At 66.6% G+C, this 26,102-nt stretch carries 23 protein-coding genes; 15 read left to right on the top strand and 8 right to left on the bottom strand.

The features are described from left to right. The first annotated feature begins 115 nt into the window (after nucleotides 1-115). From BLQ28_RS08480 to BLQ28_RS08455, 6 genes are all read left to right on the top strand, one after another. A complete protein-coding gene (locus tag BLQ28_RS08480; protein WP_093238350.1) occupies nucleotides 116-973 on the top strand; it encodes a 3',5'-nucleoside bisphosphate phosphatase in 858 nt (285 codons plus the stop codon). Continuing rightward, nucleotides 970-1,947, top strand: a complete 978-nt coding sequence (locus BLQ28_RS08475; RefSeq protein WP_093238349.1) for a DMT family transporter — start codon at nucleotides 970-972, stop codon at nucleotides 1,945-1,947. Before BLQ28_RS08480 ends, BLQ28_RS08475 begins: the two co-directional genes overlap by 4 nt. A gap of 14 nt (nucleotides 1,948-1,961) precedes the next feature. Further along, on the top strand, nucleotides 1,962-2,597 hold the full coding sequence (locus BLQ28_RS08470) for an L-threonylcarbamoyladenylate synthase (RefSeq protein ID WP_093238347.1): 636 nt from the start codon (nucleotides 1,962-1,964) through the stop codon (nucleotides 2,595-2,597). Between the two features lie 44 nt (nucleotides 2,598-2,641). Then, nucleotides 2,642-3,313, top strand: coding sequence for a site-2 protease family protein (locus tag BLQ28_RS08465; protein WP_093238346.1), 672 nt, complete (start codon nucleotides 2,642-2,644; stop codon nucleotides 3,311-3,313). 21 nt (nucleotides 3,314-3,334) lie between these two features. Beyond that, a complete protein-coding gene (locus BLQ28_RS08460) occupies nucleotides 3,335-4,666 on the top strand; it encodes a tryptophan--tRNA ligase (protein WP_093238344.1) in 1,332 nt (443 codons plus the stop codon). 76 nt (nucleotides 4,667-4,742) lie between these two features. After that, entirely contained in the window at nucleotides 4,743-5,342 is a 600-nt protein-coding gene (locus BLQ28_RS08455) for a LuxR C-terminal-related transcriptional regulator (RefSeq protein ID WP_093238343.1), read from the top strand. Between the two features lie 129 nt (nucleotides 5,343-5,471). On the opposite strand, the gene BLQ28_RS32560 is transcribed toward BLQ28_RS08455, so the two are convergent. Together BLQ28_RS32560 and BLQ28_RS08445 are read right to left on the bottom strand one after the other, a co-directional pair. Beyond that, nucleotides 5,472-6,644 (bottom strand): hypothetical protein, encoded by a 1,173-nt coding sequence (locus BLQ28_RS32560; protein WP_143012451.1) that lies wholly within the window; start codon nucleotides 6,642-6,644, stop codon nucleotides 5,472-5,474. Between the two features lie 192 nt (nucleotides 6,645-6,836). Continuing rightward, nucleotides 6,837-8,261, bottom strand: coding sequence for a surface-behavior sensor histidine kinase ShkS (locus BLQ28_RS08445; RefSeq protein WP_256327226.1), 1,425 nt, complete (start codon nucleotides 8,259-8,261; stop codon nucleotides 6,837-6,839). Nucleotides 8,262-8,414: 153 nt separating this feature from the next. Here BLQ28_RS08445 and BLQ28_RS08440 point away from each other — a divergent pair, with 153 nt between their 5' ends. Then, a complete protein-coding gene (locus BLQ28_RS08440; RefSeq protein ID WP_093238338.1) occupies nucleotides 8,415-8,813 on the top strand; it encodes a VOC family protein in 399 nt (132 codons plus the stop codon). Beyond that, complete coding sequence (locus BLQ28_RS08435; protein WP_093238337.1) at nucleotides 8,810-9,211, top strand: phage holin family protein; 402 nt, start codon at nucleotides 8,810-8,812, stop codon at nucleotides 9,209-9,211. The genes BLQ28_RS08440 and BLQ28_RS08435 overlap by 4 nt, the downstream gene beginning before the upstream one ends. Before the next feature lie 13 nt (nucleotides 9,212-9,224). Here BLQ28_RS08435 and BLQ28_RS08430 read toward each other — a convergent pair whose 3' ends face one another. Both BLQ28_RS08430 and BLQ28_RS08425 read right to left on the bottom strand, forming a co-directional pair. Further along, nucleotides 9,225-10,541, bottom strand: coding sequence for an FAD-dependent oxidoreductase (locus BLQ28_RS08430; protein ID WP_093238335.1), 1,317 nt, complete (start codon nucleotides 10,539-10,541; stop codon nucleotides 9,225-9,227). Between the two features lies 1 nt (nucleotide 10,542). After that, nucleotides 10,543-11,580, bottom strand: coding sequence for a Bug family tripartite tricarboxylate transporter substrate binding protein (locus BLQ28_RS08425; protein WP_256327225.1), 1,038 nt, complete (start codon nucleotides 11,578-11,580; stop codon nucleotides 10,543-10,545). A gap of 140 nt (nucleotides 11,581-11,720) precedes the next feature. Between BLQ28_RS08425 and BLQ28_RS08420 the strand changes: the two genes are divergently transcribed. Together BLQ28_RS08420 and BLQ28_RS08415 are read left to right on the top strand one after the other, a co-directional pair. After that, the gene (locus BLQ28_RS08420; protein ID WP_093238332.1) at nucleotides 11,721-12,617 is read left to right on the top strand and encodes a LysR family transcriptional regulator; all 897 of its coding nucleotides are present in this window, start codon (nucleotides 11,721-11,723) and stop codon (nucleotides 12,615-12,617) included. A 107-nt stretch (nucleotides 12,618-12,724) separates the two neighbouring features. Beyond that, entirely contained in the window at nucleotides 12,725-13,642 is a 918-nt protein-coding gene (locus BLQ28_RS08415; RefSeq protein WP_093238331.1) for an alkaline phosphatase D family protein, read from the top strand. Between the two features lie 21 nt (nucleotides 13,643-13,663). Here the strand turns inward: BLQ28_RS08415 and BLQ28_RS08410 are convergent, their stop codons facing one another. After that, nucleotides 13,664-14,170 carry a winged helix-turn-helix domain-containing protein gene (locus BLQ28_RS08410; RefSeq protein ID WP_218121909.1) on the bottom strand — a complete coding sequence of 169 codons (507 nt, stop codon included), beginning with the start codon at nucleotides 14,168-14,170 and terminating at the stop codon, nucleotides 13,664-13,666. Between the two features lie 265 nt (nucleotides 14,171-14,435). Between BLQ28_RS08410 and BLQ28_RS08405 the strand changes: the two genes are divergently transcribed. Together BLQ28_RS08405 and BLQ28_RS08400 are read left to right on the top strand one after the other, a co-directional pair. Continuing rightward, entirely contained in the window at nucleotides 14,436-15,572 is a 1,137-nt protein-coding gene (locus BLQ28_RS08405) for an ABC transporter substrate-binding protein (RefSeq protein WP_176801052.1), read from the top strand. A gap of 140 nt (nucleotides 15,573-15,712) precedes the next feature. Beyond that, nucleotides 15,713-16,723, top strand: a complete 1,011-nt coding sequence (locus BLQ28_RS08400) for a LacI family DNA-binding transcriptional regulator (RefSeq protein WP_093238328.1) — start codon at nucleotides 15,713-15,715, stop codon at nucleotides 16,721-16,723. 67 nt (nucleotides 16,724-16,790) lie between these two features. On the opposite strand, the gene BLQ28_RS08395 is transcribed toward BLQ28_RS08400, so the two are convergent. The 3 genes from BLQ28_RS08395 to BLQ28_RS08385 are packed head-to-tail and all read right to left on the bottom strand — an operon-like array spanning nucleotide 16,791 to nucleotide 19,024. After that, nucleotides 16,791-17,690, bottom strand: a complete 900-nt coding sequence (locus tag BLQ28_RS08395; RefSeq protein WP_093238326.1) for an alpha/beta hydrolase — start codon at nucleotides 17,688-17,690, stop codon at nucleotides 16,791-16,793. Between the two features lie 24 nt (nucleotides 17,691-17,714). Further along, a complete protein-coding gene (locus BLQ28_RS08390) occupies nucleotides 17,715-18,116 on the bottom strand; it encodes a RidA family protein (RefSeq protein WP_093238325.1) in 402 nt (133 codons plus the stop codon). After that, nucleotides 18,116-19,024, bottom strand: a complete 909-nt coding sequence (locus tag BLQ28_RS08385) for a ferritin family protein (RefSeq protein WP_093238323.1) — start codon at nucleotides 19,022-19,024, stop codon at nucleotides 18,116-18,118. The genes BLQ28_RS08390 and BLQ28_RS08385 overlap by 1 nt, the downstream gene beginning before the upstream one ends. Nucleotides 19,025-19,167: 143 nt before the next feature. Between BLQ28_RS08385 and BLQ28_RS08380 the strand changes: the two genes are divergently transcribed. The 3 genes from BLQ28_RS08380 to BLQ28_RS08370 all read left to right on the top strand — a co-directional run bounded on the left by BLQ28_RS08380 (nucleotide 19,168) and on the right by BLQ28_RS08370 (nucleotide 26,071). Further along, complete coding sequence (locus tag BLQ28_RS08380) at nucleotides 19,168-20,073, top strand: LysR family transcriptional regulator (protein ID WP_093238322.1); 906 nt, start codon at nucleotides 19,168-19,170, stop codon at nucleotides 20,071-20,073. 123 nt (nucleotides 20,074-20,196) lie between these two features. Then, the gene (locus tag BLQ28_RS08375; RefSeq protein WP_093238320.1) at nucleotides 20,197-21,162 is read left to right on the top strand and encodes a tripartite tricarboxylate transporter substrate binding protein; all 966 of its coding nucleotides are present in this window, start codon (nucleotides 20,197-20,199) and stop codon (nucleotides 21,160-21,162) included. Between the two features lie 637 nt (nucleotides 21,163-21,799). Next, complete coding sequence (locus tag BLQ28_RS08370; protein WP_093238319.1) at nucleotides 21,800-26,071, top strand: ESPR-type extended signal peptide-containing protein; 4,272 nt, start codon at nucleotides 21,800-21,802, stop codon at nucleotides 26,069-26,071. Nucleotides 26,072-26,102 lie beyond the last annotated feature (31 nt).

The raw sequence follows: 26,102 nt of genomic DNA, 5'->3' as shown, positions 1-26,102 counted from the left end.
TTCTTCGCACCTTGTGACGCCGCATGAAGCGGGCCATTAATGCTATTTATTTAGTAGCGTCTCGCGCAGCATCCATGCGCCCGCATCGATATTCGAGACCCCATAGAATGGCGGGGTGTCCACCATTCTCAATGCCGATCTTCACTGCCACTCCGTGGTCTCCGACGGCACACTGACGCCCGAAGAACTGGCCGCACGCGCGGCCGCCAACGGGGTCGAACTGTGGGCCCTCACCGACCATGACGAGGTCGGCGGCCAACACCGCGCAGCCGCCGCGGCGCGCGCCAACGGCATGCGCTACCTCACCGGCACCGAGATCTCGGTGACCTTCGCGGGCGAGACCGTGCACATCGTCGGCCTGGGCTTCGACCCCGACGACGCGGCCATGACGCAGGGCTTGTACGACACGCGCGGCGGCCGCGGCAAGCGCGCGCAAGAGATGTCCGAGGGGCTGGCCAAGGTCGGCATCCACGGCGCTTACGAAGGCGCATTGCGCTTCGTCGGCAACCCCGAACTGATTTCGCGCACGCACTTCGCGCGCTTTCTGGTCGAACAGGGCCACTGCCGGGACACCCCCGAGGTGTTTCGCAAGTTCCTCACCGAAGGCAAGCCCGGCTACGTGCCGCATCGCTGGGCCTCGCTGAAAGACGCGGTGCACTGGATCACCGCCGCCCAGGGCATGGCCGTGATCGCACACCCCGGCCGCTACAAGTTCACGGCCAACGAGGAGTACGCGCTGTTTCTCGAATTCAAGGCGCATGGCGGCCAGGCGATCGAGGTCGTCACAGGCAGCCACACGCCGGCCGAATACGTCGAATACGCCGACAAGGCGCTCGAGTTCGATTTCGCCGCCTCGCGCGGCAGCGATTTCCACAGCCCCGACGAGAGCCACTGCGATCTCGGCAAGCTGCCACCGTTGCCCGGCGCACTCACGCCGGTGTGGGAACTGCTCGGCCACCGCATCCAGCAGTGAGCCAGAGCCCCGGGCCCGGCATCGACAACGCGGCGACCGTTGCGCTGGCGAATGCACGCGCGGCGCAGCAGCAAAGCCGCAGCAAGGAATCGGAACGCATCCTCGCGGGCATCGGCCTGGTGATCGTGGCGGTGGCCTGCTTTGCCACGCTCGACACCGCCACCAAGTACTCCACGCTCGGCGTGCCCATCCTCATGGGCGTGTGGTTCCGCTATGCCTTCCAGGCGGTCGCCACCACGATGGTGCTGCTGCCGCTGCACGGCCCCTCGCTGCTGCGCACCCGGCATCCGCGCTACCAAGTGCTGCGCGGCGCGCTGCTGCTGTCGTCGAGCATCTTTTCGTTCTTGAGCCTGCGCTACATGCCGCTGGCCGAGTTCACCTCGATCGTGCTGATCGCGCCGCTGGTCATCACGCTGCTGGCCGCGACCACGCTCAAGGAGCATGTGTCGCCGCTGCGCTGGTCGCTGGTGGCGGGCGGCTTCATCGGCACGCTGGTGATTCTTCGGCCCGGCGGCAGCGCGTTCAGCTGGGCCGTGCTGCTGCCGCTCGGGCTGGTGATGACCAACGCCTGGTTCCAGGTGCTCACCAGCAAGCTGGCGCAGACCGAGAACCCGCTCACGATGCATTTCTATACGGGCTGGGTCGGCACGCTGATTGCCTCATGCGCGCTGCCCTTCGTGTGGACCGCCCTGCCCTCGTGGGAATGGTGGGCGCTGCTGTGCCTCATGGGCTTCATGGGCACGGTGGGACACTTCATGCTGATCCTTGCGTACCAGCGCGCGCCTGCGTCCACGCTCACGCCTTACCTGTATGCGCAGATCGCCTTTGCGATGCTGGGCGGCTGGCTCATTTTTTCTCACGTGCCCGATCGCTTCTCGCTGCTCGGCATGGCGATGATCGCGGTCTGCGGCGCGGCCGGTGCATGGCTCACGGTGCGCGAGCGGCGCGTGCCCATCGAACCCGCGGAATCCTGATCAGGAGATAGCTTATGGCCCAGTACTTCGAAGTCCACCCCGAGAACCCGCAGCAGCGGCTGCTGAAGCAGGCCGTTGCGCTGCTGGAGCGCGGCGAGATCGTCGCCGTGCCCACCGACTCCAGCTATGCGCTGGCCTGTCACCTCGACGACAAGGACGCAGTCGACCAATTGCGCCGCATCCGCCAGGTCGACGAGAAGCACCACCTCACGCTGCTGTGCCGCGACCTGAGCGAGCTGGCCAACTACGCGCGCGTCGACAACAAGCAGTACCGCCTGCTGAAGGCCGCCACGCCCGGCCCGTACACCTTCCTGCTCGAAGCCACCAAGGAAGTGCCGCGCCGCGTGAGCCATCCGCAACGCAAGACCATCGGCCTGCGCGTGCCCGACCACAAGGTGCTGCTGGAGCTGCTCGCGTTGCACGGCGCGCCGCTGCTCGCCACCACCCTGATCGCGCCCGGCGAAACCGAAGCGCTGAACGATGCGCAGACCATCCGCGAACGCTTCGAGAAGCAGATCGGCGCCGTCATCGACGCCGGTGCCTGCCCGTCGCAGCCGACCACCGTGGTCGACCTGACGCCCATGGGCACGGGCGACGACCCCGTGGTGGTGCGGCAGGGACGCGGCGCGCTGGCCGTGCTCGGCCTCTGAAAAGTTGCGCCTGATAACTATTGCCTGTCTGACACAATCGCCCGGTGGATATTTCCAATCTGATACAGACCGTTCTCATCTACGCACTGCCCGTGATCTTCGCGATCACCGTGCACGAAGCGGCCCACGGCTATGTGGCGCGCCATTTCGGCGACAACACGGCCGAGGTGATGGGACGCGTCACCCTCAACCCGATGAAGCACATCGACCCCATCGGGACCATCCTGATGCCGCTGATGCTGTACTTCGCGACATCGGGTGCCTTCCTGTTCGGCTATGCCAAGCCGGTGCCGGTCAACTTCGGGCGGCTGCGCCATCCGAAGCGCGACATGGTCTGGGTGGCGCTGGCGGGGCCGGTCTCCAACTTCATCCAGGCCATCTTGTGGGCGCTGGTGCTGGTGACCTTGGTCGCGGTCGGCATCAATGAAACCTTTTTCATCAAGATGGCGCAGGGCGGCGTGCTGGTCAACCTCGTGATGTGGGCCTTCAACCTGTTCCCGCTGCCGCCGCTCGACGGTGGGCGCGTGCTCGCGGGCCTGCTGCCCAACGGGCCGGCGCAGAATTTCCTTGCGCGCATCGAGCCCTATGGCTTCTTCATCGTGATGGCGCTGGTGCTCGCGGGCATCGTCAGCAACTACTGGCTGCGGCCGCTGATGGACGTCGGCTACACCGTCATCAACCTGATCATTACGCCGCTCAAGGCATTGCTGCTCTAAGTTTCTCCGTACGTACGTCACATGGCTTCGTCTTCTTCAGCTCCCCTGCGCGTCCTGACCGGCATCACGCCCTCGGGCACGCCGCACCTCGGCAACTACGTCGGCTCGATCCGCCACTCGGTGCGGCAAAGCGTCGCGCCCGGTGTCGAGAGCTTCTTCTTCCTGGCCGACTACCACGCGCTCATCAAGGTGCAGGAGCCTGAAAAGATCCAGCGCTCCACGCTGGAGATTGCCGCGAGCTGGCTGGCCTGCGGGCTCGACCCCGAGCGCGTCACCTTCTATCGCCAGTCGGACATTCCCGAGATTCCCGAGCTGACGTGGTTCCTGACCTGTGTCACCGGCAAGGGCGTGCTCAACCGCGCCCATGCCTACAAGGCGCAGCTCGACAAGAACGTGGCCAAGGGCGAAGACCCCGACGCCGACGTCACGGCGGGCCTGTTCATGTACCCGGTGCTGATGGGCGCCGACATCCTGATGTTCAACGCCCACAAGGTACCGGTGGGCCGCGACCAGGTGCAGCACATCGAGATGGCGCGCGACATGGCGCAGCGCTTCAACCACCAGTACGGCGAGCACTTCACGCTGCCCGACGCCGAGATCGACGACGCCGTTGCCACCCTGCCCGGCCTCGATGGCCGCAAGATGAGCAAGAGCTACAACAACACGATCCCGCTGTTCGCAGCGCGCGCGTATCTGCAAAAGCAGATCGCCAGCATCGTGACCGACTCGCGCGCGCCCGGCGAGCCCAAGGACACCGAGGGCTCCGCGCTCTTCCAGATCTACCAGGCCTTTGCCGATGCCGACGAGACCGAGATGCTGCGCAAGGCCTATGCCGACGGCATTGGCTGGGGCGACGCCAAGCAACTGCTGTTCGAGCGCATCGACCTCGAAGTGGCACCGCTGCGCGCGCGCTACGACGCGCTCATGAACAACCCGGCCGAGATCGAGCGCATCCTGCTCATCGGCGCAGAGAAGGCACGCGACCTCTCCAAACCCTTCATGACCCGCCTTCGCCACGCGGTCGGCCTGCGCAACCTCGCGGCGGGCAAGAACCAGGGCGGCGCCAAGGCGGCCAAGGTCGCCCGGCCCAGCTTCAAGCAATACCGCGAGCGCGCCGACGGGCTCTTCTACTTCAAGCTGCTCGACGCGCGCGGCGAGACCCTCTTGCAAAGCCGTGGTTTCACCTCGCCGCAAGAAGCTGGCCGTACCATCGCGACTTTGCAGGAACAGCGCGGCGCTGCATTGGCCACCCTGGCCGCGCAGCTCGAGCCGCTCGACACGGAAGGATCACGCGCCGTCACCGAGGCGCTGGAGGCACTGGCGGAGGCAACGTCCACAACCCAAGGAAGTTGATCCGGCATGAGACCCACCGGCCTATCCGCCGGTGAGCAGGAAGAGAGAAGACGGTGCGATCACAAAGGAAGAAAACATGAGCATTTATGTCATCGACGACCACCCCCTGATGCGCGACGCGATCGTGATGGTCTTGCGGCGCCTGCGCCCAGCCGAGAACATCGTCGAACTCGAGCGCCTCGACAAGCTCGCGGGCTCTGTCCAGCAGCGTGGCGCTCCCACCCTTTTCTGCCTGGACCTGAAGCTCCCGGACACCAATGGCGTCTCGGGCGTGATCGCGGTCAAGCAGGTCTACCCCAACGTGCCGATCGCCGTGTATTCGGCGGCACCGGCCGCGGACATGGAAGACGCCTGCATCGAAGCGGGCGCCGACACCTACATCGAGAAGTCGGCCAGCTCGAACGAACTGGCGGCTGCACTGCGCGGCCTGCTGATGGCCGGCTCCGAAGAAACCGACGAGCCGCCGGCGGCCAACAGCGGCAAGCTGTCCAAGCGCCAAACGCAGCTGATCGCCATGCTCGACAAGGGCATGAGCAACCGCGACATCGCCACTGACCTGGAGATCAGCGAACACACGGTGAAGGTGCACCTGTGGCGCCTGTTCCGCCGGCTGGGCGTGAAGAGCCGCACGCAGGCGCTGCACTTCGCGCGCACCAACGGGCTGCTGTCGGGCTGAGCCCATCACAGCGCCCGAGGTTTGACGACGCCGTTTCCTCGGCATTCCCGGAAGAAAAAAACCGCGCCTTGTGCGCGGTTTTTTTATCCGGAAAGGACCAGCCGCGCCGATGGCACGGCAGCCCGAACCTCAGTTGGCCTTGCGTCGGTATGCCACTTGGTGGGACACCGCTATTTCATACGTCGCCTGATTGCCGGCGAACTGGCTGTAGGCCACCGCATTGAGATCAAATTCGACGTTCTCGGAAAAATCCGCGCTGAACTTCTTTGAATAAACAGTGAACCGAGAATTGAAGTTCAGGCCGGTATAGGCAGTGACATCGATCTGCACAAGCGTTTCAACATAGGCCTCCCATCCCGGCGGCGCATTCTGCGGCGTCACCGACCCGACGATTCGGTAGCTGGCCTTGGGGCGCAGGGGAGGTGGACCCGCCACGTCGGGCACGTAGACCATGCTGTAGCCAGGAACGCTGTAGGCCATCGAGAATCCGGCGGTCTTCCCTATAGGTGTAGGCGCCAGCCCCGCGATGTTCGTGGTTGCCTCATAGCTCATGCTGACCGGCGTCGCAGGCGTGTCCGAAGGCAACACACCGGGAGCCATGTTGGTGTATGCACCAACAGCCCTGGGGGTTACCCATGTCCCAGCAATCTGCGCGCTACCCGAGCCACGGCCCTGGGTGTTGAAGTCCGAGGGAAGCCCCGTTACTGCATTGCAGGTTCGCGCGTTCACTCCGGGAGACCAGAAATCCGAAAGGTATTGTTCCGGCCTGTATCCATCGCATGCCGCATACGTTCCGGACCTTTGCACACCCAGTGCTGCGGTAGTTTCAATGATCGCGAACTTCAGAATTGGACCAGGGATGACCGGCACCACCGACGTGATCGTCGTGTCCACCGGCGCGCTGTCTCTTTCTCCATCATTCACGGTCAGGCGAACGATGTAGTCCCCTGCGACATCCATCAGGAAGAACGGTTTCGCACTGCCCGAATCGACAAGCGCCGCACCGCTCGTGGCGGGCCTGGACCGCAGCTCCCAACGGTACGTTCTGGTCTTGCCACTCGCCGTGGTGCTCGCGCTGCCATCCACGGTGAAAACCTGGCCGAGCGTTCCGCTGGAAGACGCCTTCACCACCGCGACCGGGGACGAAGCCACGGTCGGATCGGACGATGGCCCACCCGTCGATGGTGCGGGCACCGGAAATGGAAAGCCGCCTCCCGACGAACCACCACCGCCGCCCCCGCATGCGCTCAGCAACACGAGCACGGCACTCCCTGCCAAGACGTGCTTGACTTGTCTCTTCATCTATTTGATCCCCCCACCCGAATAGAAATAGTCTCCAGCTCACAGAATCGTGGTTCTGGAGGCATCGAACGATGCGACGGGGATCGTAGATGGTGTTACTGAAGGTTTCCCAAGCTCCCCTACGCCTTTGCGGGGCGTCGAGATTCGGGAATGCAGGGAGTTCGAAAGTGTGCAGATAGGCTGGCGCGCAAATCAACCGCCCGACGCACTCACACGCGCCTGCGCCACGGCCTCGTCCGCATCGTGCAGGGCCACGCGGAACACACTGCCGCCGCCCAGCCGCGAACGCACGCTCACCGGGTGCCCCAGCACGTGCGACAGCCGCGCGACGATGGCCAGGCCCAGGCCGAAGCCGTCCGAGGTGCCGGCATGGTCGGCGACCTTGTAGAACTCCAGGAACACATCGCGCAGGTGCTCGGGCGCGATGCCGATGCCGGTGTCCCACACCTCGACGCGCATGCCTTCGCGCGTCTGCCGCGCGGCGAGCAGCACGCCGCCTTCGGTCGTGTACTTGATTGCGTTCGCCAGCAGGTTGCCGATCATGCGGCGCACGCGGATCGGGTCGGTCAGGAACGAGCCCTCGGTCAGGTGCACGCGAAAGTCGAGCCCGCGGCTTTCAGCCACCGGGCGGTATTGCAGTTCGAGGTCGTGCAGCAGCTCGGACACGTCCACGCGCTCGATGTGCAGCCGCACCTGGCCCGAGTCGATGCGCGCCAGGTCGAACATGGAGTCGAACAGCGCGTTCACCGCGTGCGTGGCGCGCACGATCTTCGGCGCGAGTTCCAGCACCAGTTCGGGCTCGTTGCGCAGCCAGTCGGCGTACAACGAAAGTGCCAGCACCGGCTGGCGCATGTCGTGCGCAGCGCTGGCCAGGAAGCGGTTCTTCATGGCCACGGCCGACACCGCGGCCTGCCGCTGCTGGGTGAGCGACTTGATCAGGATGTGGTTGTGGAACAGCAGCTCCAGGCTGTTGCGCGCCGTCTCGTGGATGTGCCGCCCGGCCCGCAGCAGCAGGAACCAGTGAAGGATCGGCAGGACCGGCATCAGGTAGCTGTACTGGAACTGCGGATGCTGCACGATGATGAACGACAGCCGCACCACCACCGCGCCCAGCATCGTGATGAACAGCGTGTTGACGTAGCGCTTGAGCAGCGGCGGATGCAGCGCCAGCCCGTTGAGCGGAAAGGTGCCTACACCCGCCACGATGAGCCAGCTCATGAACTGGTTGACCTGCGGCGTGCGCTCGAAGAACAGCAGGATCGAGAAGCCCCACACCACCGCGCTGGTGCTCCAGATGAAGCCATAGCGCTCGGTGAACTGCTGCTGCGCCGTGGCGCTGCGGCCGGCGTAGCGCACGGCATAGACCCGTGCGCCCCACGCGCGGCAGGCGGTGGCGATGATGCCCGCCACCAGCCAGGTGATCAGCTCCCAGCGGGGCACGTAGCCCCAGTTGAGGCCGACCATCGCCGGCATCAGCGCGAACGAGACGAAGTAGGAGCCGCGCGCGGAGCGCATCAGGCTGCGGATGAGTTCGCCGCGCACCCATGATTCGGCCTCGTCGGCCGAAGCCGGGGCGGGTGTCAGACTGGCGATCGACGCATTGGCCATATGGCGCATGACCCTTGTTTATCCGGCCACAAAGAGAAAGCCCCATGGGACCCAGGGGCGCGAAGAGTCGGCGATCTTAACGGGCCGTGGGTTATTGTTTCACTGGGTAACGATTCAAGAGCCCCCCCGCCTCTCGGAAAAACATTCAGGAAGAATCACCGCATGCTGTCCCATGTTTTCGTCGGCGTGACCGACTTCGAGCGCGCCTTTTCCTTCTATGCGTCGATCATGAACGAGCTCGGCCTCAAGCTGAGGTTTCGCGACGACACTCGGCCCTGGGCCGGCTGGCAGAGCCCCGATGCGCCGCGTCCGCTGTTCCTGGTGGGTACCCCGTACGACGGCCAGGCGGCCACGACGGGTAACGGCCAGATGGTGGCGCTGATGGCCGCCGACCGCGCAACCGTCGACCGCACCCATGCCGCCGCGCTGGCCGGGGGCGGTGTGTGCGAAGGCCCGCCGGGGCTGCGGCCGCACTATCACCCCGACTACTATGGCGCCTATTTCCGCGATCCGGACGGAAACAAACTCTGCATCTGCTGCCACACACCATCGACATCATGATGAACAACCTGACCCCTTTCCTCATTCACTGGGCCATCACCGCCATCTCGCTCTGGGTGGCCAGCCACCTGTTTCGCGGGCTCAAGTTCGACAGCACCGGCGCGCTGGTGGTGTCCGCCCTGCTGCTGGGCCTGGTCAACGCCGTCGTCAAGCCGTTGCTGATCTTCCTGACACTGCCGCTGACGCTGGTGACCTTCGGGCTCTTCCTGCTGGTCATCAACGCGCTGATGATCCTGCTGGTGGCGGCGCTGGTGAAGGGGTTCCGGGTGTCCGGCTTCTGGACGGCCCTGTTCGCGAGCATCTTCATCTCGCTGCTGAGCATCGCCATCGGCTCGTTCGTCACGAGCAACGACCCGGCCGAGAAGGTACAGATGCCGCAAAGCGGCAACTGGCTCTGAGTTTTTTGCCGGCCTAGCCGAGCACCGCGCCGCCGCGCACCAGCGCCTCGCGCAGCGCCGGCACGGGCACCGCGCGGACCTGCGCGGCCATGCCGGCGTCCGCGGCCCTGGCGGCCATGGCCGCCGCGATGCCGGCCGCATGCCCGACCGCCATCGAGATCGTCATCACGCGGATCGCCGCCAGCGCCTCGTGGCTGGCCGAGATACCCCGGCCGACCACCAGCGCGTTGTCGAGCGTGCTCGGGATCAGGCTGCGGTACGGGATCTGGTAGGCATGGTCAGGGCCCATCGGCACGTAGTGCAGCGAACCGCCCGAGGCCGGGTGGATGTCGATGGGGTAGGCGCCCGCCGCGATCGCATCAGGAAACTGCACCGGCTTCAACAGCTCCTCGGCCGTCAGCACGTGGTCGCCCTCGACCCTGCGGGTCTCGCGCACGCCCACCTGGGTCGCAAAGGCGCGCAGCCGGCCGTCTTCGCAGCCGGGCACGGAGTGGGTCAGGAACCACGCCGCCTTCCAGGCCTGCCGGCGCCCTTCGATCTCGGCGGCGCCCAGCGCCATCGGGTCGGTGGCGTCGATGCCCAGGCGGCTGATGTTGAACCAGCCGTCGGTCGAGTACGGGTCGCGGCTCGAATGCAACGCGGCGCGCGCCAGTTGACCCTGCGCGTAGCCTCGCGCGGCCAACTCGGCCAGCTCGGCTTTCGTGAGCGCGCCGAAGCGGTCGAAATCGATGGGCCCGAAGCGGAACATCATCGTGGCCGGCTGCAGCGATTCGTTGTCGCCGAGTTCCAGGAAGCGGGCGCCGGCCTGCTTCAGCGCGTCCATGTCGCCCGAGGCATCGACCAGCACGCTGGCGCGCAGGCGCAGCACGCCGCCCTTGGTGAGCACGCGCATGCCGACGATGTGGCGGCCTTCGCATTCCACGTCCAGCAGGTTCGCATGCAGCAATGGCCGCACGCCGGCCTCGGCCACCATGTCGTCGAGCGCCAGCTTGAGCACCTCGGGTGCGTATTCCACGCGGTCCATGTGGTGCCCGGTGGACATCACGAAGCGCTCGTGCGAACGCGCCGCGCCATACAGCCGCAACCTGGCGACGACCTCGTCGGCCAGGCCCGCCACCACGCGGCGGCCGTTGCCGGTCTGCCAGCTGTTGAACTGCGCCACCGCACCCGCGGTGGCATTGCCGCCGAGGAACCCGTAGCGTTCCACCAGAACGACCGAAGCGCCCTGCCGGGCCGCAGCGACCGCGGCCATGGTGCCCGCGACACCGCCGCCGCACACCACCACGTCGGCTTCGATGACGTGGCTGCCCATGCCTGTGTTGGTGCTCATGTCAGCTCTCCAGCCGGATGCCGCGGGTCTTGACGACCTGGCTCCACCGGTTGCCTTCGGCCTTCAGGTACTCGGCCGTGGCCTCGCGCCCGCTCGTGAAGGTTTCCAGGCTCAGCGCGTCGAAGCGCTTCTTCACCACGTCGGATTGCAGCGCGCTGGCCAGCAGCTTCTCGAGCCTTGCCAGCCCTTCGTTCGGGATCGTGCCTTTCGGAGCGACCAGCGTGGCCCAGCCCTCGACCTCCAGGCTCTGCAGCTTGAGGCTGCGGAAGGTCGGCACGTTGGTCAGCTCGGGCACCGGCTGCGGCGAAGACACGGCCAGCGCCCGCAGGCGCCCCGAGCGGATATGAATGATCACGCTCGGCAGGTTCAGGAAGCCCATCGACACCAGCCCCGAGATCAGGTCGGGCATCAGCGCGCTCTCGCCCTTGTACGGCACGCTGACCAGCGAAGTGCCGGTCTCCAGCGAGAACAGCTCGGCCGTCAGGTGCGCCAGCGTGCCCGTGCCGCTGTTGCCCGCGCTGAGCCTGCCGGGCTGCGCCTTGGCCTGCGCGATCAGGTCGCCGACGCTCATGGCCTTCGAGTCCGCGGGCACCACCAGCACCAGCGGCTGGCGCGACACCATGCCGATCGCGTCGAAATCGCGCGCCACGTCATAGCTCAGCTTGGGGTTCAGCACCGGGTTGATCACCATGCTGTTGCTGCCCATCAGCAGCGTGTGGCCGTCGCGGCTTTGCGCCGCCGCCGCCACGCCGATCGCGCTGCCCGCGCCCGGCTTGTTTTCCACCACCACCGCCTGCCCCAACTGCGGCGCCAGCACCTCGGCCAGCACGCGCGCCGAGCCGTCGGCGCCGCCACCCGGCGCAAAGGGCACGATGATGCGCAGCGGCTTCGTAGGCCACGCCTCGGCGGCCCATGCCTGGCGCGGCAATCCGCCTGCCAGCGTGCCGCCGGCGGCAAGGGCCAGTGCCGACAACACGTTTCTGCGGGTGATGCCGGGTGCGTCATTCATGCCGCCTGCCGCGGGGGGACGTTGGACCATGTGCTTGTCTGCCTTTGTGCTTGCTTTGTGTTCAGCGAATGCGCCGATCCTAGGAAGGCACCCGACGGCCGACAAATACCAACTTGTCGTGTGCCCATAACATCGCGTTATCCCCTTGGCTCCAGACGACGGAGAAAGTCATGAACCTCAGACAGATCGAAGTCTTCCGCGCCGTCATGGTGGCCGGCTCGGTCACCGACGCCGCGCGCCTGCTGCACGTGTCGCAACCGGGCATCAGCCGCATGCTCTCGCACATCGAGCTGCAGCTCGGGCTGCCGCTCTTCGAGCGCCGCAAGGGCAAGCTGCTGGCCACGCCCGAGGCCCAGGCGCTGTTCGCCGAGGTCGAGCAGGTCTACCGCGGCGTGGCGCGCATCGACGAATGCACGCAGGCGCTGAAGAACGGCAAGATGCTGACGCTGCGCGTGCTGTGCAGCCCCGGCACCGGGCTGGAGATGGTGCCCAACGCGCTCATGGCGCTCGGCCGCGAGTTTCCGTCCTCCAGCATCTACATGGAGGTCGCGCTGGCGAAGGACATGGTCAAACGGCTCGCGGCGCACGAGGTCGACGTCGCCATCTCGACCCTGGCCATCGACGACCCGCTGCTCGATTCGCGCCCCATCGGCAAATGGACGCTGGCCGGTGTCTTCCCCAAGGGCCACGCGCTCGAGGCGAAGCGCACGCTCAGGCCGATCGACATCCTCAAGGAGCGGATGATTTCCTTCAGCCCCGACACGCCGCAGGGCCGCATCATTGCCGACTGGTGCGCCAGCAACGGCCGCAAGCCCGATGCGCAGATCGACGTGCGTGCCGGCCAGGCCGCCTGCGCGCTGGCAGCGGCTGGCGCCGGCGTTGCCATCGTCGACGACCTCACGGCGCGCGGCTGCATGACCGACCGGCTGAGCCACCGGCCGATCGCCAAGGCCCCGCTGTACGACGTGTTCGCCGTGACCAACCAGAACTTCGCGGCCTCGCTGCTGTCGAGCCGCTTCATCGTGCATGCGCAGGCGGCGCTTCGCCAGCTCAAGCGGCACGCCTGAACACGGCGCGTGCCCGGTGCGCCATCCCATATTCCGCTGAGGGACAGAAGGCAACGGCTCCCTATGATCCGGCTCACCCGGGCACGACACCGGTGAGAGGGAACCCCATGAAAATCGCCTTCGCCTCCTGCATGAACTTCGAGGCCGGCCCCGGCGGCTACCAGCGCGTCTGGAACCGCATTGCGGCCGAGCAGCCCGACTACCTGTTCCTGCTGGGCGACCAGATCTACATGGACTTCTTTCCCCACCTGGAAGAGCCCGCCGGCTGGAAGGCGCCGCAGTTCCGGGAAGTGATGACCGCCAGGTACACCGCGCAGTGGAACGTGCCCAACTTCAGGCTGCTGTTCGACGGAATGCGCCAGCGCCAGGACAACGGCGGCGGCGTCTACGGCACCTGGGACGACCACGACTTCGCATGGAACAACGCCTGCGGCACGCAGGTCGACCCCGCGGTCAAGGCCGTGTCGCGCGAGCTCTTTTCGCAGTTCATGCGGATCGACCCGCCGACCGAGGGCATCTACTACGCGATCCCCTTGATTCACCAGCAGCAGCGCATCGGCAAGGCGATCTTTCTGGACACGCGCTGGTACCGCGACCTGCCCGGCGACGACCACACGCTGCTCGGCGAAGACCAGTTCAAATTTCTTGAAGCGCAGCTGAAGGACGAGCAGGGCTTCGTCGTGATCTGCGCCGGCACGCCGATCCGCGCGACCGGCAATGGCTGGATGCGCTACCGCGACGACTACGCGCGCTTTCGCCAGCTCATCTACAAGCGCAACGTCATCTTCCTGTCGGGCGACATCCACGAGAACGCCTTCCTGCCGCCGCCCGGCGAGACCAACATCTTCGAGATCATTTCCTCGGGCGCCTTCGTCACCAAGTACAAGTACGTGGGCGACCGCGAGAACTTCGGCATCCTCGACTACACGCCCGCCAGCACCGACATCAAGCTCTTCGACAAGCACGGCCTGGAGACGCACAACGTGATCGACAACGCCACCTTCTCGTACCAGGAAGTGAAGTAGCCAGGAAGCGAAGCAGCGCGACTACGAAAGGCTGGCGTTCATCGCGGGCTGCACGGCCTCGGCCCGGACATCGTCCATGCGCAGTGCCGGCGACAGCGAACACCACGACGCCGGCGTCGATACCGGGTACGCCCTCGGAGACCGCGCCGAGGACGACGACCAGCACCGCACGGCCCCGTTCGGCTCGAACACGTAGCCCAGGCCCCGCACCGTCTGGATGAACCTCGGTGCGAGCGGGTCGGGCTCGATGACCTTGCGCAGCCGGGAAATCTGCAGGTCGATGCTGCGGGTGAGCGGCTCGTGTGCGCATGCGCGCGTCAGTTCCGCCAGGGTCTCGCGCGACTGCGGCTGTCGCGGGCGGCTCACCAGCGCGTGGAGCATGGCGCAGGCACCGTCGGTCAGCGCAACCACCGCGCCGTCTTTCGTCAGCACGCCGGTGCCGGCGTGCCACGCGAAGCCGCCAAAACAGATGGCGCCGGGTTTTTCCGGTCTTGCCTCGCACGACGAACGGCCGGGATTCATCGACATCTTCTTGTCTCCTTGATTGGTGCAGCCAGGGGGTCTGATGTGTGACGCGAGGACGATACCCACGCGAGACTTTCGAACAGCTGTCGGTCCACGCAGAAAGTCCCGAGGGTTTTCCCGGGCCATCTGCCGGTGCGCAAGACCCCCGCAAGCTCCCTGCGGATACATAGATGGATCGCACCGCACCCCGGCGATACGATCCGCCGCCGGAAGGCCGCCGGGGCGTCCTTCCGCGCATCGATACACGCACCGCATCAGCGAGGACTACATGCACCTTCGGCTCTTACACCGTTGCGCGCTGGCTGCCGCAACCTTTCTTCTTTCCCTGTTCGCGCACGCGGAAAACGGGATCGGCAAGACCAGCGTCCTGCTCGGGGTTTCCAGCGAATTCAGCGGCCAGGCCATCGCCAGGGAGAACACCGACAGCGCCCTTGCGTATTTCGCCTACGTCAACAAGCGCGGCGGCGTGTTCGGCCGGCAGATCGAACTCAAGACCTACGACGACGCCCGCGACGTGAAGAAGACGATCGAGAACACCGAGCGGCTGATCACGCAGGACAAGGTGTTCGCCCTGTTCGGCTACCGGTCGACGCCCACCAGCGAGGTGGCCATTCCCGTGGCCACGCGCCATGGCGTGCCGATGGTGGGCTCCTACAGCGGCGCCCAGTCGGTGCGCGAGCCCTTCAACCCGCTGGTGTTCCACCTGCGCGCGAGCTACCAGCAGGAGGCCGCCGCCATCATCGACCAGCTCGTCGTGCAGCAGATCCACAGCATCGCCGTGCTCTACCAGGACGACAGCTTCGGCAAGGACGGCCTGGCCGGCTTCACCAACGCACTGGCCCGGAACAAGCTCAAGGCCGTCGCGACGGCCAGCTACAGCCGCAAGGATCTCAAGGTCGACGACGCCAGCAAGACGCTCGCGGCCGCATCGCCCGCCGCCATCGTGATGGCATGCACGCCCAGCGCCTGCGTCGACTTCATCAAGCAGACAAGGGCACGCGCGCGGGGCACGCAGTTCTATCTGCTGTCGAACGTCAACTCGAACGAGTTCGCGCACGACCTGGCGGCGGACGGCAATGGCGTGGTGGTTTCGCAGATCGTTCCCTCGCCATGGAACAACGCACTGCCGTTGACGCGCGAGTACCGCGAGGCGCTGCAGGAGGCGGGCAATTCCGGCGCCATCGCCTATGGCGGCTTCGAGGGCTTCATCACGGCCAAGCTCTTCGTCATGGCACTGCAGCGCGCGGGGGCCGACCCCACGCGCGCCAAATTCATGGCCGCGCTGGAGTCGATGCGCGAGGTCGACCTGGGTGGCATGTTCGTCCGCTTCTCACCCTCCAACCATCAGGGCTCGGCGATGGTCGAGCTGACCATGATCAACCGCAACGGCAAGTACATCCGCTAGGGAAGGCGGACGGGCCCCTGCTCCCGTTTCGGGCGTTCCCGGCATCTCGCCGGCGCTGTCGCATATCCTCGACACCGATTCCCAGAGAGCGCCCCTTGCCCCCGACCAAAGCCCCCGCCCCCCTCTCCCGCCCGGCGACCATGGCCGACGTGGCCGCGCGCGTCGGCGTCTCGAAGATGACGGTCTCGCGCGCGCTCAACCGCAGCGTGGGCAGCGACCGCGTGACTTCGGAGGCGCTGCGCCAGCGCATCCTGCAGGCCTGCGAAGAGATGGGCTACGTGATCGACCAGACGGCGCGCACCTTCTCCAGCAAGCGCTCGGGCTTCATCGCGGTGCTGATCCCGTCGCTCAACAACTCCAACTTTTCAGAGACCGCGCAAGGCATCACGGCGGCGCTGGAGGCACGCGGCCTGCAGGTGCTGCTGGGCTACACCGACTACCACGTCGAGACCGAAGAGCGCTTGCTGCGCGCCATGCTCGCGCGCCGGCCCGAAGGCGTGATCCTCACGGGCGGCGTGCACACGCCCGCCGCGCGCGCCATGCTGCAGGCGGCCGGCGTGCCGGTCGTGGAGACCTGGGACCTGCCCGCCACGCCCATCGAGCACACGGTCGGCTTCTCGAATGCCGAAGCCGCTGCCGCGATGGTGCGGCACCTGCACGGCAAGGGCTACCGGCGCATCGCCTTCATCGGCGGCACCTCGAACCGCGACACGCGCGGTGCCGACCGGCAGCACGGCTATGCGCAGGCGATCCGCGAGCTGGGCCTGCCCGGCGGGCGCGTCATCAGCTTCGGCCAGCCGCCGATCTCGATGGCGCAAGGCGGCGAGGCGATGGCGCAGCTGATCCGTCAATGGCCCGACGTGGACGCCGTGCTCTGCGTGTCCGACCTCTCGGCCTTCGGCGCGCTGATGGAATGCCAGCGCCAGGGCTGGGACGTGCCGGGCCGCATCGCGATCGCGGGCTTCGGCGACTTCGAAGTCGCGCGCGCCTGTCATCCGCGCATCACGACCGTCGCGGTGGATTGCGTGGGCATCGGCAAGGCGGCGGGCGAACTGCTGCTGCGGGTGATCGACGGCATGCGGGACGGGCACCGGCCGCCTGCCGAGACGGTGATGATTCCGTTCCATGTCGAGCAGCGGGAGAGCTCCTAAAGCGGGCTCGGGATTTTTTAAGAGCGCGAAAGAGCCCTTGCCCGCTGCGTCGTATTGCCAGCCGGCATCAACGATTCGCCGCCTCGAAGAACGCGAGGATCTGCTCGCCAAGCCACTGCTCGCCGCTGTTGAAGTGGGCCATGATCGACACGTGGTTGTGCCCGGCCACGCTCAGGTGCCGCGGCGCAACGCGCCTCGCCTCGGCCATGCGCCACGCGAACTCGGTGGCATAGACGTCCAGCAGCGGGTTTTCGTACTCGGCATGGACCACGAAGGTGGGCAGCACCAGCCGGTGGGCATGCGCCATCGGTGACAGGTGCGCGTAGGCGGCCGCGTCGTCGCCGAAGTACGCGCGAACGCCGGCCGCATTCGGGTTCTCGGGCAGCGCATCCGCCTGCAGGCGGGCCGACACCAGCACCAGGCAGCGCAGGTGCCGCCCCATGAAGCCGAGCCCCGGGTCGCAGGCATAGCTGGCCGCATGCGTGCCGCCCGCCGAATGCCCGACGAGGCAGACGGCATCGGCGTCGCCACCATGTTCAGCAACATGGCGCGCGACCCACTCGCAGGCCATGGCCAGGTCGCGTGCGCCTTCGGGATGCATGGCCTCGGGCGCGAGGCGGTACTCGACATTGATGCCCACGCAGCCCTGGCGCGCGAACCAGGCGAGCACGTTGCCGTACATCGCGGCGTTGATGTCCTTGCTGCCGCGCACGAAGGCGCCGCCGTGCACGAACATCACCACCGGCGCATGGCGCGCGCCGCGTGGCCGGTAGACGTCGAGCACCTGGCGCGGATGCGTGCCGTAAGGCAGGTCGCGGATCACTTCGCAACCGTCGGTGGGCGCCGCCATGAGCAAGGGAAGGTACGCAGCCTTGACGCGATCGCCGGCCGCACGAATGTCCTGCTGCCACGCCGGACCGGTCTCGCGCAGCAACCGGTCGATCGCGTCGGGTCTGTTGGTCGGCATGCCTGGCCTTGCTTCGTCCTGCGCTCAGCCGGGCCGGAAGGCCGATGCCTCGACCTCCACGCGCCACGCCGGATCGGCCAGCGCCCGCACCACCAGCAAGGTCGATGCCGGGCGTGCTTCGCCGAGGAAGGCGGCGCGCACCGGCCCGAGCCGGCGGACATCACTGCCGTCGATGAGAAAGGTCGTCACCTTGACGAGGTGCGACACGTCCATGTCCGCGGCGCGCAGCACCGCCACGAGGTGGGTCCAGGCCTGCCGCGCCTGGGCCTCGAAGTCGTTGGGCACACTGCCGTCGGCGGCCACGCCGATCTGTCCGGCGATGTGCAGCCAGGTGCCGGCGCCGCTCACTGCGATGCCGTGGCTGTAGGGGCCGCCGGGCGGCGGAACATCGGGGGGCGCGATGCGGGTGGCGAGCGTGTTCGTCATCAGTGCACCGCCGCGTCGAGTTCGGGAATGAAAGGGATCTCGACACCGTAGGCGCCGATGTCCTCGCGGATCTTGTCGACCCCGCGCTTGATGATGCCCATCTCTTCATCGGGATGAGTGGCACCGAGCCCGTGGTCGGCCGCCAGCGCGCGGTTGCGGCCAGAGCGCCGGCGCTCGTCGTCGGGCAGGTTCACGACCGCATAGACGCCGTTGAGCAGGCTGCCGCGCAGCTTCTTCGCGACCTTGATGCCGATGGTCTTCTTCTCGTCGGGCGGCAGCTCGCCGAAGAAGCGCCGCATGATGATGCGGCCGAACTGGATGTGCCGCGCCTCGTCGCGCAGGATCAACCGGCAGGCCTCGCGGATCGAGTCGAAGCGTGCGTTTTCGTAGCGCGCCTGCAGCAACTCGCCCGACAGCTGCTCGAACAGCGTGTTGACCGACAGGCCGGCGAAGAAGCTCATGGCCCGCTCGTCCTTCTCGTCATGGAAGCGCGGAATGATGTCGCGGAAGTAGTCGGCGCGCGGCGTGGGTTCGTAGGCACCCAGGTGCTCGGCGATGCGAAAGCTCGCTTCGTGGTGGCGGAACTCCTCGGCGATGAAGTTCGTGATGTGCTGCTTGATCTCGAAGGGCTGGTGCCCAAAGATCGCATCGCGCAGCCGCTCCGCGCCATAGGGCGTCGCGCCATGCTCCATCCAGGCGCGCAGGCTCCACCATTCGGCGCCCGCCTGCCGGACCTCGGGCGGCAAGTCGGCCTTCTGCAGGTCGGTGTAGTCGATGTCGGCCACCGGGTCCCAGGCCAGTTCGCGCGCCTGGGTGCACAGGCGCCAGACCTCGGGATATTCCATCTTCGAGACCACGGGGTAGGGGTTGGGCACGGAAGGGATCTCTTCGAGCAATGAGGGCTGCATGGGCGATGTCCGTCGTGGGTTGATGGATGAATGGATGAATGAGGAAGGGGCTGCAAGACGAACGGCCATGCTAGGAAGGCCGTGCTCATACATCCAATACTGTTTAAAGTGGCTCGTCATTCGCCGCAGGTATCTCCACGCCCATGATCGAATTCAGGCAACTGCGCCAGTTCGTGGTGCTCGCCGAAGAGCTGAACTTCGGCCGTGCCGCCATCCGGCTCCACATGTCGCAGCCACCGCTGAGCGTGGCCATGCGCAACCTCGAGACGCAGGTCGGCGCGATACTGTTCGACCGCAGCCGGCACCACGTGCGCCTGACGCCCGCCGGCCAGGTCTTCCACAAGGATGCGCAGCGCCTGCTGCAGCAGGCCCAGGCCGCCACCGAACGCGCACGCCGCGCGGCACAGGGGCTCGAAGGCTCGCTGCGCCTGTCCTTCGTGCCGAGCGCCGCGCTCGATGTGCTGCCCGCGATCTTCAAGCGCTTCCAGCACGACTACCCGACCGTGCAACTGCGGCTGACCGCCGAGACCACCGCGCGCCAGCTCGAAGACCTGCGCAAGGGCGAGGTCGAACTCGCGCTGGTGGTGGGCCCGGTGTACGAGGCGCGCGACCTGACTCTGGTCGACCTGCAGGCGCAGAAGTTCGTGATCGCGGTGCCGCGCAGCCATCCGCTGGCGAGCCGACGCTCGGTGAAGATCAAGGCGCTGGCGGCGGAATCGTTCATCTCGTTCCCGGCCTCGGAGGGCGCGGGCTTCGTTGCCGCATTGCTGGGTGCTTGCCAGTCGGCCGGCTTCCTGCCCAAGGTCGTGCAGGAGGCGGCGCAGATGCAGTCGATCCTGACACTCGTGGCCGGCGGGCTCGGCATCGCGCTGGTGCCGGCGTCGATGCGCATGCTGACGATGGCCGACGTCGTCTTCCTAGAGATCGTGGACACGCGCCCTCCCCCCACCTACCAGTTGGTGTTCGCCCACGGCAGCCACAACGACAACCCGGTGGTGCAGTCCTTTCTTTCGGTGGCGCGCAAGACGGTGGAAGTCGCGAAGCGGTAGTCTGCGCAAGCCATGCCCGAAAGGTGCGGTGATTCATGTCGTGTATGAGCCGCCGCCGGTGAACGTATTGGACAGACTGGCGCCGGCGTTCGCACCATGCGGCTTCCCACATGGAGCTCCCCGATGAAATCCTTTCGCCAGTTGCTTGCCGTTCTGCTGCTCGCTTCCAGCACCGCCGTGCCGGCGCTGGCGGGGGACTATCCCGAGCGCCCCATCACGATCGTCGTGCCCTACCCCGCCGGCGGGTCGGCCGACATCCTGGCGCGCACGGTCGGCCAGAAATTGGCGGTGCAGATCGGACAGCCGGTGATCGTCGAGAACAGGGCCGGCGCGGGCACCGCCATCGGCGCGCGCTTCGTCGCGGAAGCCAGGCCCGATGGCTACACGCTGCTGCTCGGAACGGTGAGCTCCCAGGCCATCAACCCCGCCATGTCGAAGACGGGCTACGACCCGCTGAAAGATTTCGTGCCGGTGAGCGCGCTGGCCTCCATCCCCTTCGTGCTGGTGGCGAACCCGGGCGTGGGCTACGCCAACGTGGGCGACCTGATCGCGGCTGCGAAGCAGAACCCCGGGTCGATCAGCTACGCGTCCGCGGGCCCCGGCACGTCGAACCATCTGGCCGGCGAGATGCTCGCGTCGGCCGCGAAGATCAAGCTGCTGCACGTGCCCTACAAGGGGAGCGCGCCCGCGCTGGCCGACGTGCTCGCGGGCCATGTCCCGCTGATGTTCGACCTGCAGACCACTTCGCTGCCGAACATCGCCTCGCACAAGCTCAAGGCGCTGGCGGTGACGGGCAGCCAGCGCAGTTCCCTGCTCCCGGGCGTGCCGACCGTCGCCGAAAGCGGCCTGCCCGGTTTCGAGGTGAGCGCGTGGTTCGGTGTGTTCGCGCCTGCCAAGGTGCCGGCCCCGGTCTTGAACAAGCTCTCGGCGGCCATGGCGCGTGTCCTCGAAGACCCGGTGCTGGCGCAACGGCTGCGCGACATCGGCGCCGAACCCGATGCGCGCAGTGCCGCGCAGTTCTCGGCCTACGTGGCCGAAGAGGCGGGCAAGTACGCCTCGGTGGTGAAGACGGCGGGATTGGCGCCCTGACCTTGGAAGCGAGGCGGCGGCACGCGCGCGTCGGGGCCGCGATGGCCGAGGTGCGCGCTTCGCTGAACTGCTGATTCTTCGGGGATGGCCGCGAGATGCGGCACCCGATGGATGCGTTTGTCAGTCCCCTGTTGGGCGGCTGGCTGGACTCGATAGAACGCGCATCACCACACCCACACCCAGACCGGCAAAGAACCCCTTGACGGTTCACAACCGAGCCGCGCTTTGCGATCCGGCGTTCTTCCCGGATTTAATTAAATCGTATGACTATTCATTAATAACCATCGATCAAGAGGGTAAATCTTCAAGCCAAACGCCGCACCAAATTGATGCGGCGTTTTTTCTTCGTCATTTTTCTGTCACTTAGTACAGATCGAGAACTAAAACAAAAAGTCATATTGATCAATGATTTAGTATATGGTAATAAAACAATTCTTTGGTATCTTTGTATTAATTTAAAACATAAATAAACAATAAAAAACATAAGTAATTTTGGAAAACGATTCCAAAAAACGACATGCCCCGTTGCATCCATCCATTCGAATTAACATTTGTTTGCAATCATTAATTAAAAAATGAATGCACCAGAATGGTTCAAAAGCCATTCGATGAACTTCTTAATTGGATGGATGGACTCATGAACACAAGCTATCGCTCGCTTTGGAATGAATCCCTTGGCGCCTGGGTTGCGGCGTCGGAAAACACGCGCGCCCGCGGCAAACGCGGCGGAAGCTGCGTGACGGCATCACGCCCCACCCGCCGCATGCGCACGGGCCTCGTGAGTGCGCTGTTGGCCGTTGGAGGGATCGGGTGGTCCGCGCTGGCGCAGGCGCAGTCGGTGGATTGCAGCGTCGCGCCCTACAACGCGTACAACGACACCGCTTCATGCATGGGCCTCAGTTCCAAGGCTTCGGGGATCGGGGCCACGGCGCTTGGTTCTCTCGCGCAGGCCCAAGTGCTCGGTGGACTCGCCGTGGGATACAACGCCCTCAGCTCCGCGCAGAATTCCATCTCCCTGGGTTTTCAGGCGTACACCAAGGGCAGCAACTCCATCTACCTGGGCGCCCGCACCGGGCCCACCACGGGCGCGCTGGCAGACGGCGCCATCGGCATTGGCACGGACGTGACCGCGAGCGGCACCAACACCGTGGCCGTGGGCACACAGGCCATCGCCAGCGGAGAAAGCGCCACGTCCTTGGGTTTCGGCGCGAACGCGGCTGCATTGCGCACCGTTGCCCTTGGCTTTCAGGCCACCGCCACCGTGCTGGACGCCGTCGCGCAAGGCACCCGCGCCCAGGCCACCGCGCAGAACGCCATCGCCGTCGGCTTCCAGTCGGTCGCGTCCCAACTCAACTCCATCTATCTCGGCTCGCGCACCGTCCCGGGAACCGGCGCCACGGCCATTGGTGCCATCGGCATCGGCACCGACGTGACGGCCTCGCAGAACAACGCCACCGCCATCGGCTTCCAGAGCCAGGCGACCGGGGGAAGCGCCGTGGCGCTCGGCCCGACCGCCGTGGCCTCGGGCGCCGCGGCGATGGCCCTGGGGTCCGGCACGATTGCGCGCGACATCAACGCGGTCGCGCTCGGCGCCGCCGCCCAGGCCAATGCAGCCGGCGCCAGCGCCCTGGGCACCTTCGCCAATGCCTCCGGAGAGAACTCCACGGCCGTCGGTGTCAGTTCGACAGCCAGCAGCAAACGCGCCTTTGCAGGCGGCTGGGGCAGCACGGCTGCAGGCATTGATTCCGCAGCCATCGGCACACGGGCCAACGCGGCGGGCACCAGTTCGGCGGCGCTCGGCAACCTTGCCAATGCCTCGGCCGATTTCTCGCTGGCCATGGGCAACCAGGCCGTCTCGAGCGGCATCGGCTCGGTCGCGACGGGGTCGGGCGCCAACGCCGCGGCCGACGGCACCGTGGCGATGGGCAACAACGCCACGGCGACCCTCGCCCGCGCAACAGCACTGGGATTCGGCACCCTGGCAGCCGGCCAGAACGCCACGGCGGTGGGCGCGCTCGCCAATGCGTCGGGCACGCAGGCTGTCGCCATCGGCAACAGCGCCAAGGCTTCCGCACTCAACGCCATCGCGATGGGCAACAACACCGTCGCCGACGCCACGGATGCCGTGGCGATCGGCAACGGCTCCACAGCCACCGGCGGCAAGGCCGTGGCCATCGGCTCGGGCAACGTTGCCAACGGCAATGGCGCCGTGGCCATCGGCGATCCGAACACGGCCACCGGCAACGGCGCCGTCGCGAACGGCCTGGACAACACCGCCACCGGCAACGGCTCGGTGGCAGTGGGCAACACCAACATGGTGGGCGGCGGCGGCCAGGCGGTCGGCACGGCCGGCACACCGGCGCAGGGCGCGGTGGGCATCGGCTACCAGAACACCGTGGTCGGACAAGGCAGCGTCGCCATCGGCAGCACCAGCAAGGCACTGGCCGCGGGCGCGGTCGCGTTCGGCGACACGGCGGTGGCGAACAACGCGCGCGACGTGGCACTGGGCTCGGGCTCGGTGACGGCGACAGCCGTGCCGACCCCCAACGCGACGATCAACGGCACGACCTACAACTTCCAGGGCATCGCGCCGACGAGCACCGTGAGCGTGGGCTCGGTGGGTGCCGAGCGCACGATCACCAACGTGGCGGCGGGCCGGATCTCCGGCACCTCGACCGACGCCATCAACGGCTCGCAGCTGTTCGGCACCAACCAGGCCATCGAGAACCTCAGCACCACCGTCACGGCCAACAAGACCAAGTACTACAGCGTCAACTCGAAGGGCGGCGGCAACGAAGACAACCTGGGCGCGACGGGCACCGACGCCATCGCATCGGGCAAGAACGCAACGGCGGCCGGCAATTCGGCGGTGGCCATCGGCCTGGGCGCCACGGCTGCCGACGCCAACAGCGTGGCCCTGGGCGCGAACTCCGCAACGGCAGCGGCCGTGGGAACCCCCAGCACGACGATCAACGGCACGACCTACAACTTCCAGGGCATCACGCCAACAGGCACGGTGAGCGTCGGCACAGTCGGTGCCGAACGCACGATCACCAACGTCGCGGCGGGCCGGATCTCCGGGTCGTCGACCGATGCCATCAACGGCTCGCAGTTGTTCGGCACCAACCAGGCCATCGAGAACCTCAGCACCACCGTCACGGCCAACAAGACCCGGTACTACAGCGTCAACTCCACCGGCGGCGGCAACGAGAACAACCAGGGCGCGACAGGCACCGATGCCATCGCATCGGGCAAGAACGCGACGGCGGCCGGCAATTCGGCGGTGGCCATCGGCCTGGGTGCCACGGCGGCCGACGCCAACAGCGTGGCCCTGGGCGCGAACTCCGCAACCGCAGCGGCCGTGGGAACCCCCAGCACGACGATCAACGGCACGACCTACAACTTCCAGGGCACCTCGCCGATCGGCACCATCAGCGTCGGCACGGTCGGTGGCGAACGCACGATCACCAACGTGGCTGCAGGCAGGATCTCCGGCTCGTCGACCGATGCGATCAACGGCTCGCAGCTGTTCGCCACCAACCAGTCGATCGAGAACCTGAGCACCACGGTCACCGCCAACAAGATCAGGTACTACAGCGTCAACTCCACCGGCGGCGGCAACGAAAACAACCTGGGCGCGACAGGCACAGATGCCATCGCGTCGGGCAAGGACGCCAGCGCGACCGTCAACGGTGGGGTCGCCCTCGGCTCAGGCGCCGTCTCCGACCGCGCGATTGCCACCGGCATCGGCAACATTCCCGCGGGCAGTTCGCTGATCCCCTTCAACACGACCGACCGTGGGCTGTTGGGTGCCCTCTCTGTCGGCAGTGCCACCACGTACCGCCAGATCACCAACGTAGCCGACGGCACGCAACAGCAGGACGCGGTCACGGTGCGCCAGCTCAGCGGCGCACTGCAGTCGTTCGCCGTCACGCCGATCAAGTACTTCCACGCCAACTCCACGGCGGCCGACTCGCTGGCCATCGGCGCGGAGTCGGTGGCGGTTGGTCCGCAGACCGTGGTCAACGGCAACAACGGCGTGGGCATCGGCAACGGCGCCGTGGTGCAGCAGAGCGCGCCTGGCGGCATCGCGATCGGGCAGGCCGCGAACTCGCAGTTGGCCGACTCCATCGCGCTGGGCACCAAGTCGTCGGCCGCGGCCGTGCAAGGCGTGGCACTGGGCGCAGGCAGCAGCGTGACGCAGGCCGGCGGCGTGGCGCTGGGCGCGGGCTCCGTGGCCTCGACGGGCGCGGGTGTCGCAGGCTACGTGCCGCCCACCGCCACCGACGCGCAACGCATTGCCATCGGCGCGACGACCAGCACGCTGGCGGCCGTGTCGGTGGGCAATGCCGCCAACGGCCAGTTCCGGCAGATCACCGGCGTGGCGGCGGGCACGGCCGACAGCGACGCGGTCAACGTCTCGCAGTTGAGGGGGGTGCAGGGCACGGTGGCCGTGATCGATCAATCGACCGTCAAGTACGACACCAACGTGGACGGCTCGGTCAACTACAACAGCGTGACCATGGGCGGCAGCAATGCCACCGGGCCGGTGACGGTGCACAACGTGGCGCCGGGCGTGGCGGGCACCGACGCCGTCAACGTCAACCAGCTGACAGCCGTCAACAGCAACCTGAACAACCGCATCGACGCAGTCAACAGCCGCATCGACGGTGTCGAGAAGAACGCCTACGCCGGCGTTGCCGCGGCCATGGCGCTGCAGATGCCCGCGAGCTACGTGCCGGGCAAGACGGCCATGCGCATCGGCGTGGGTTCGTTCAAGGGACAGGGCGCGGTGGGCATCAGCTTCCGTCGCACCTCCGAAAACAACGCCTGGAGCATCACCGGCGGCGTGGCCACCAGCCGTGCGGGGGTGGGCGCCACCGTCGGCGCGGAATGGGTCTTCAACTGATCGCGATACAGATGAACCGGACGAACTCCAT

It is taken from the genome of Variovorax sp. EL159 (assembly GCF_900100965.1).
Classification (GTDB): Bacteria; Pseudomonadota; Gammaproteobacteria; order Burkholderiales; family Burkholderiaceae_C; genus Variovorax.
Note: the sequence above shows the minus strand (reverse complement) of the source record. Positions and strands in the feature narration are given on the sequence as shown.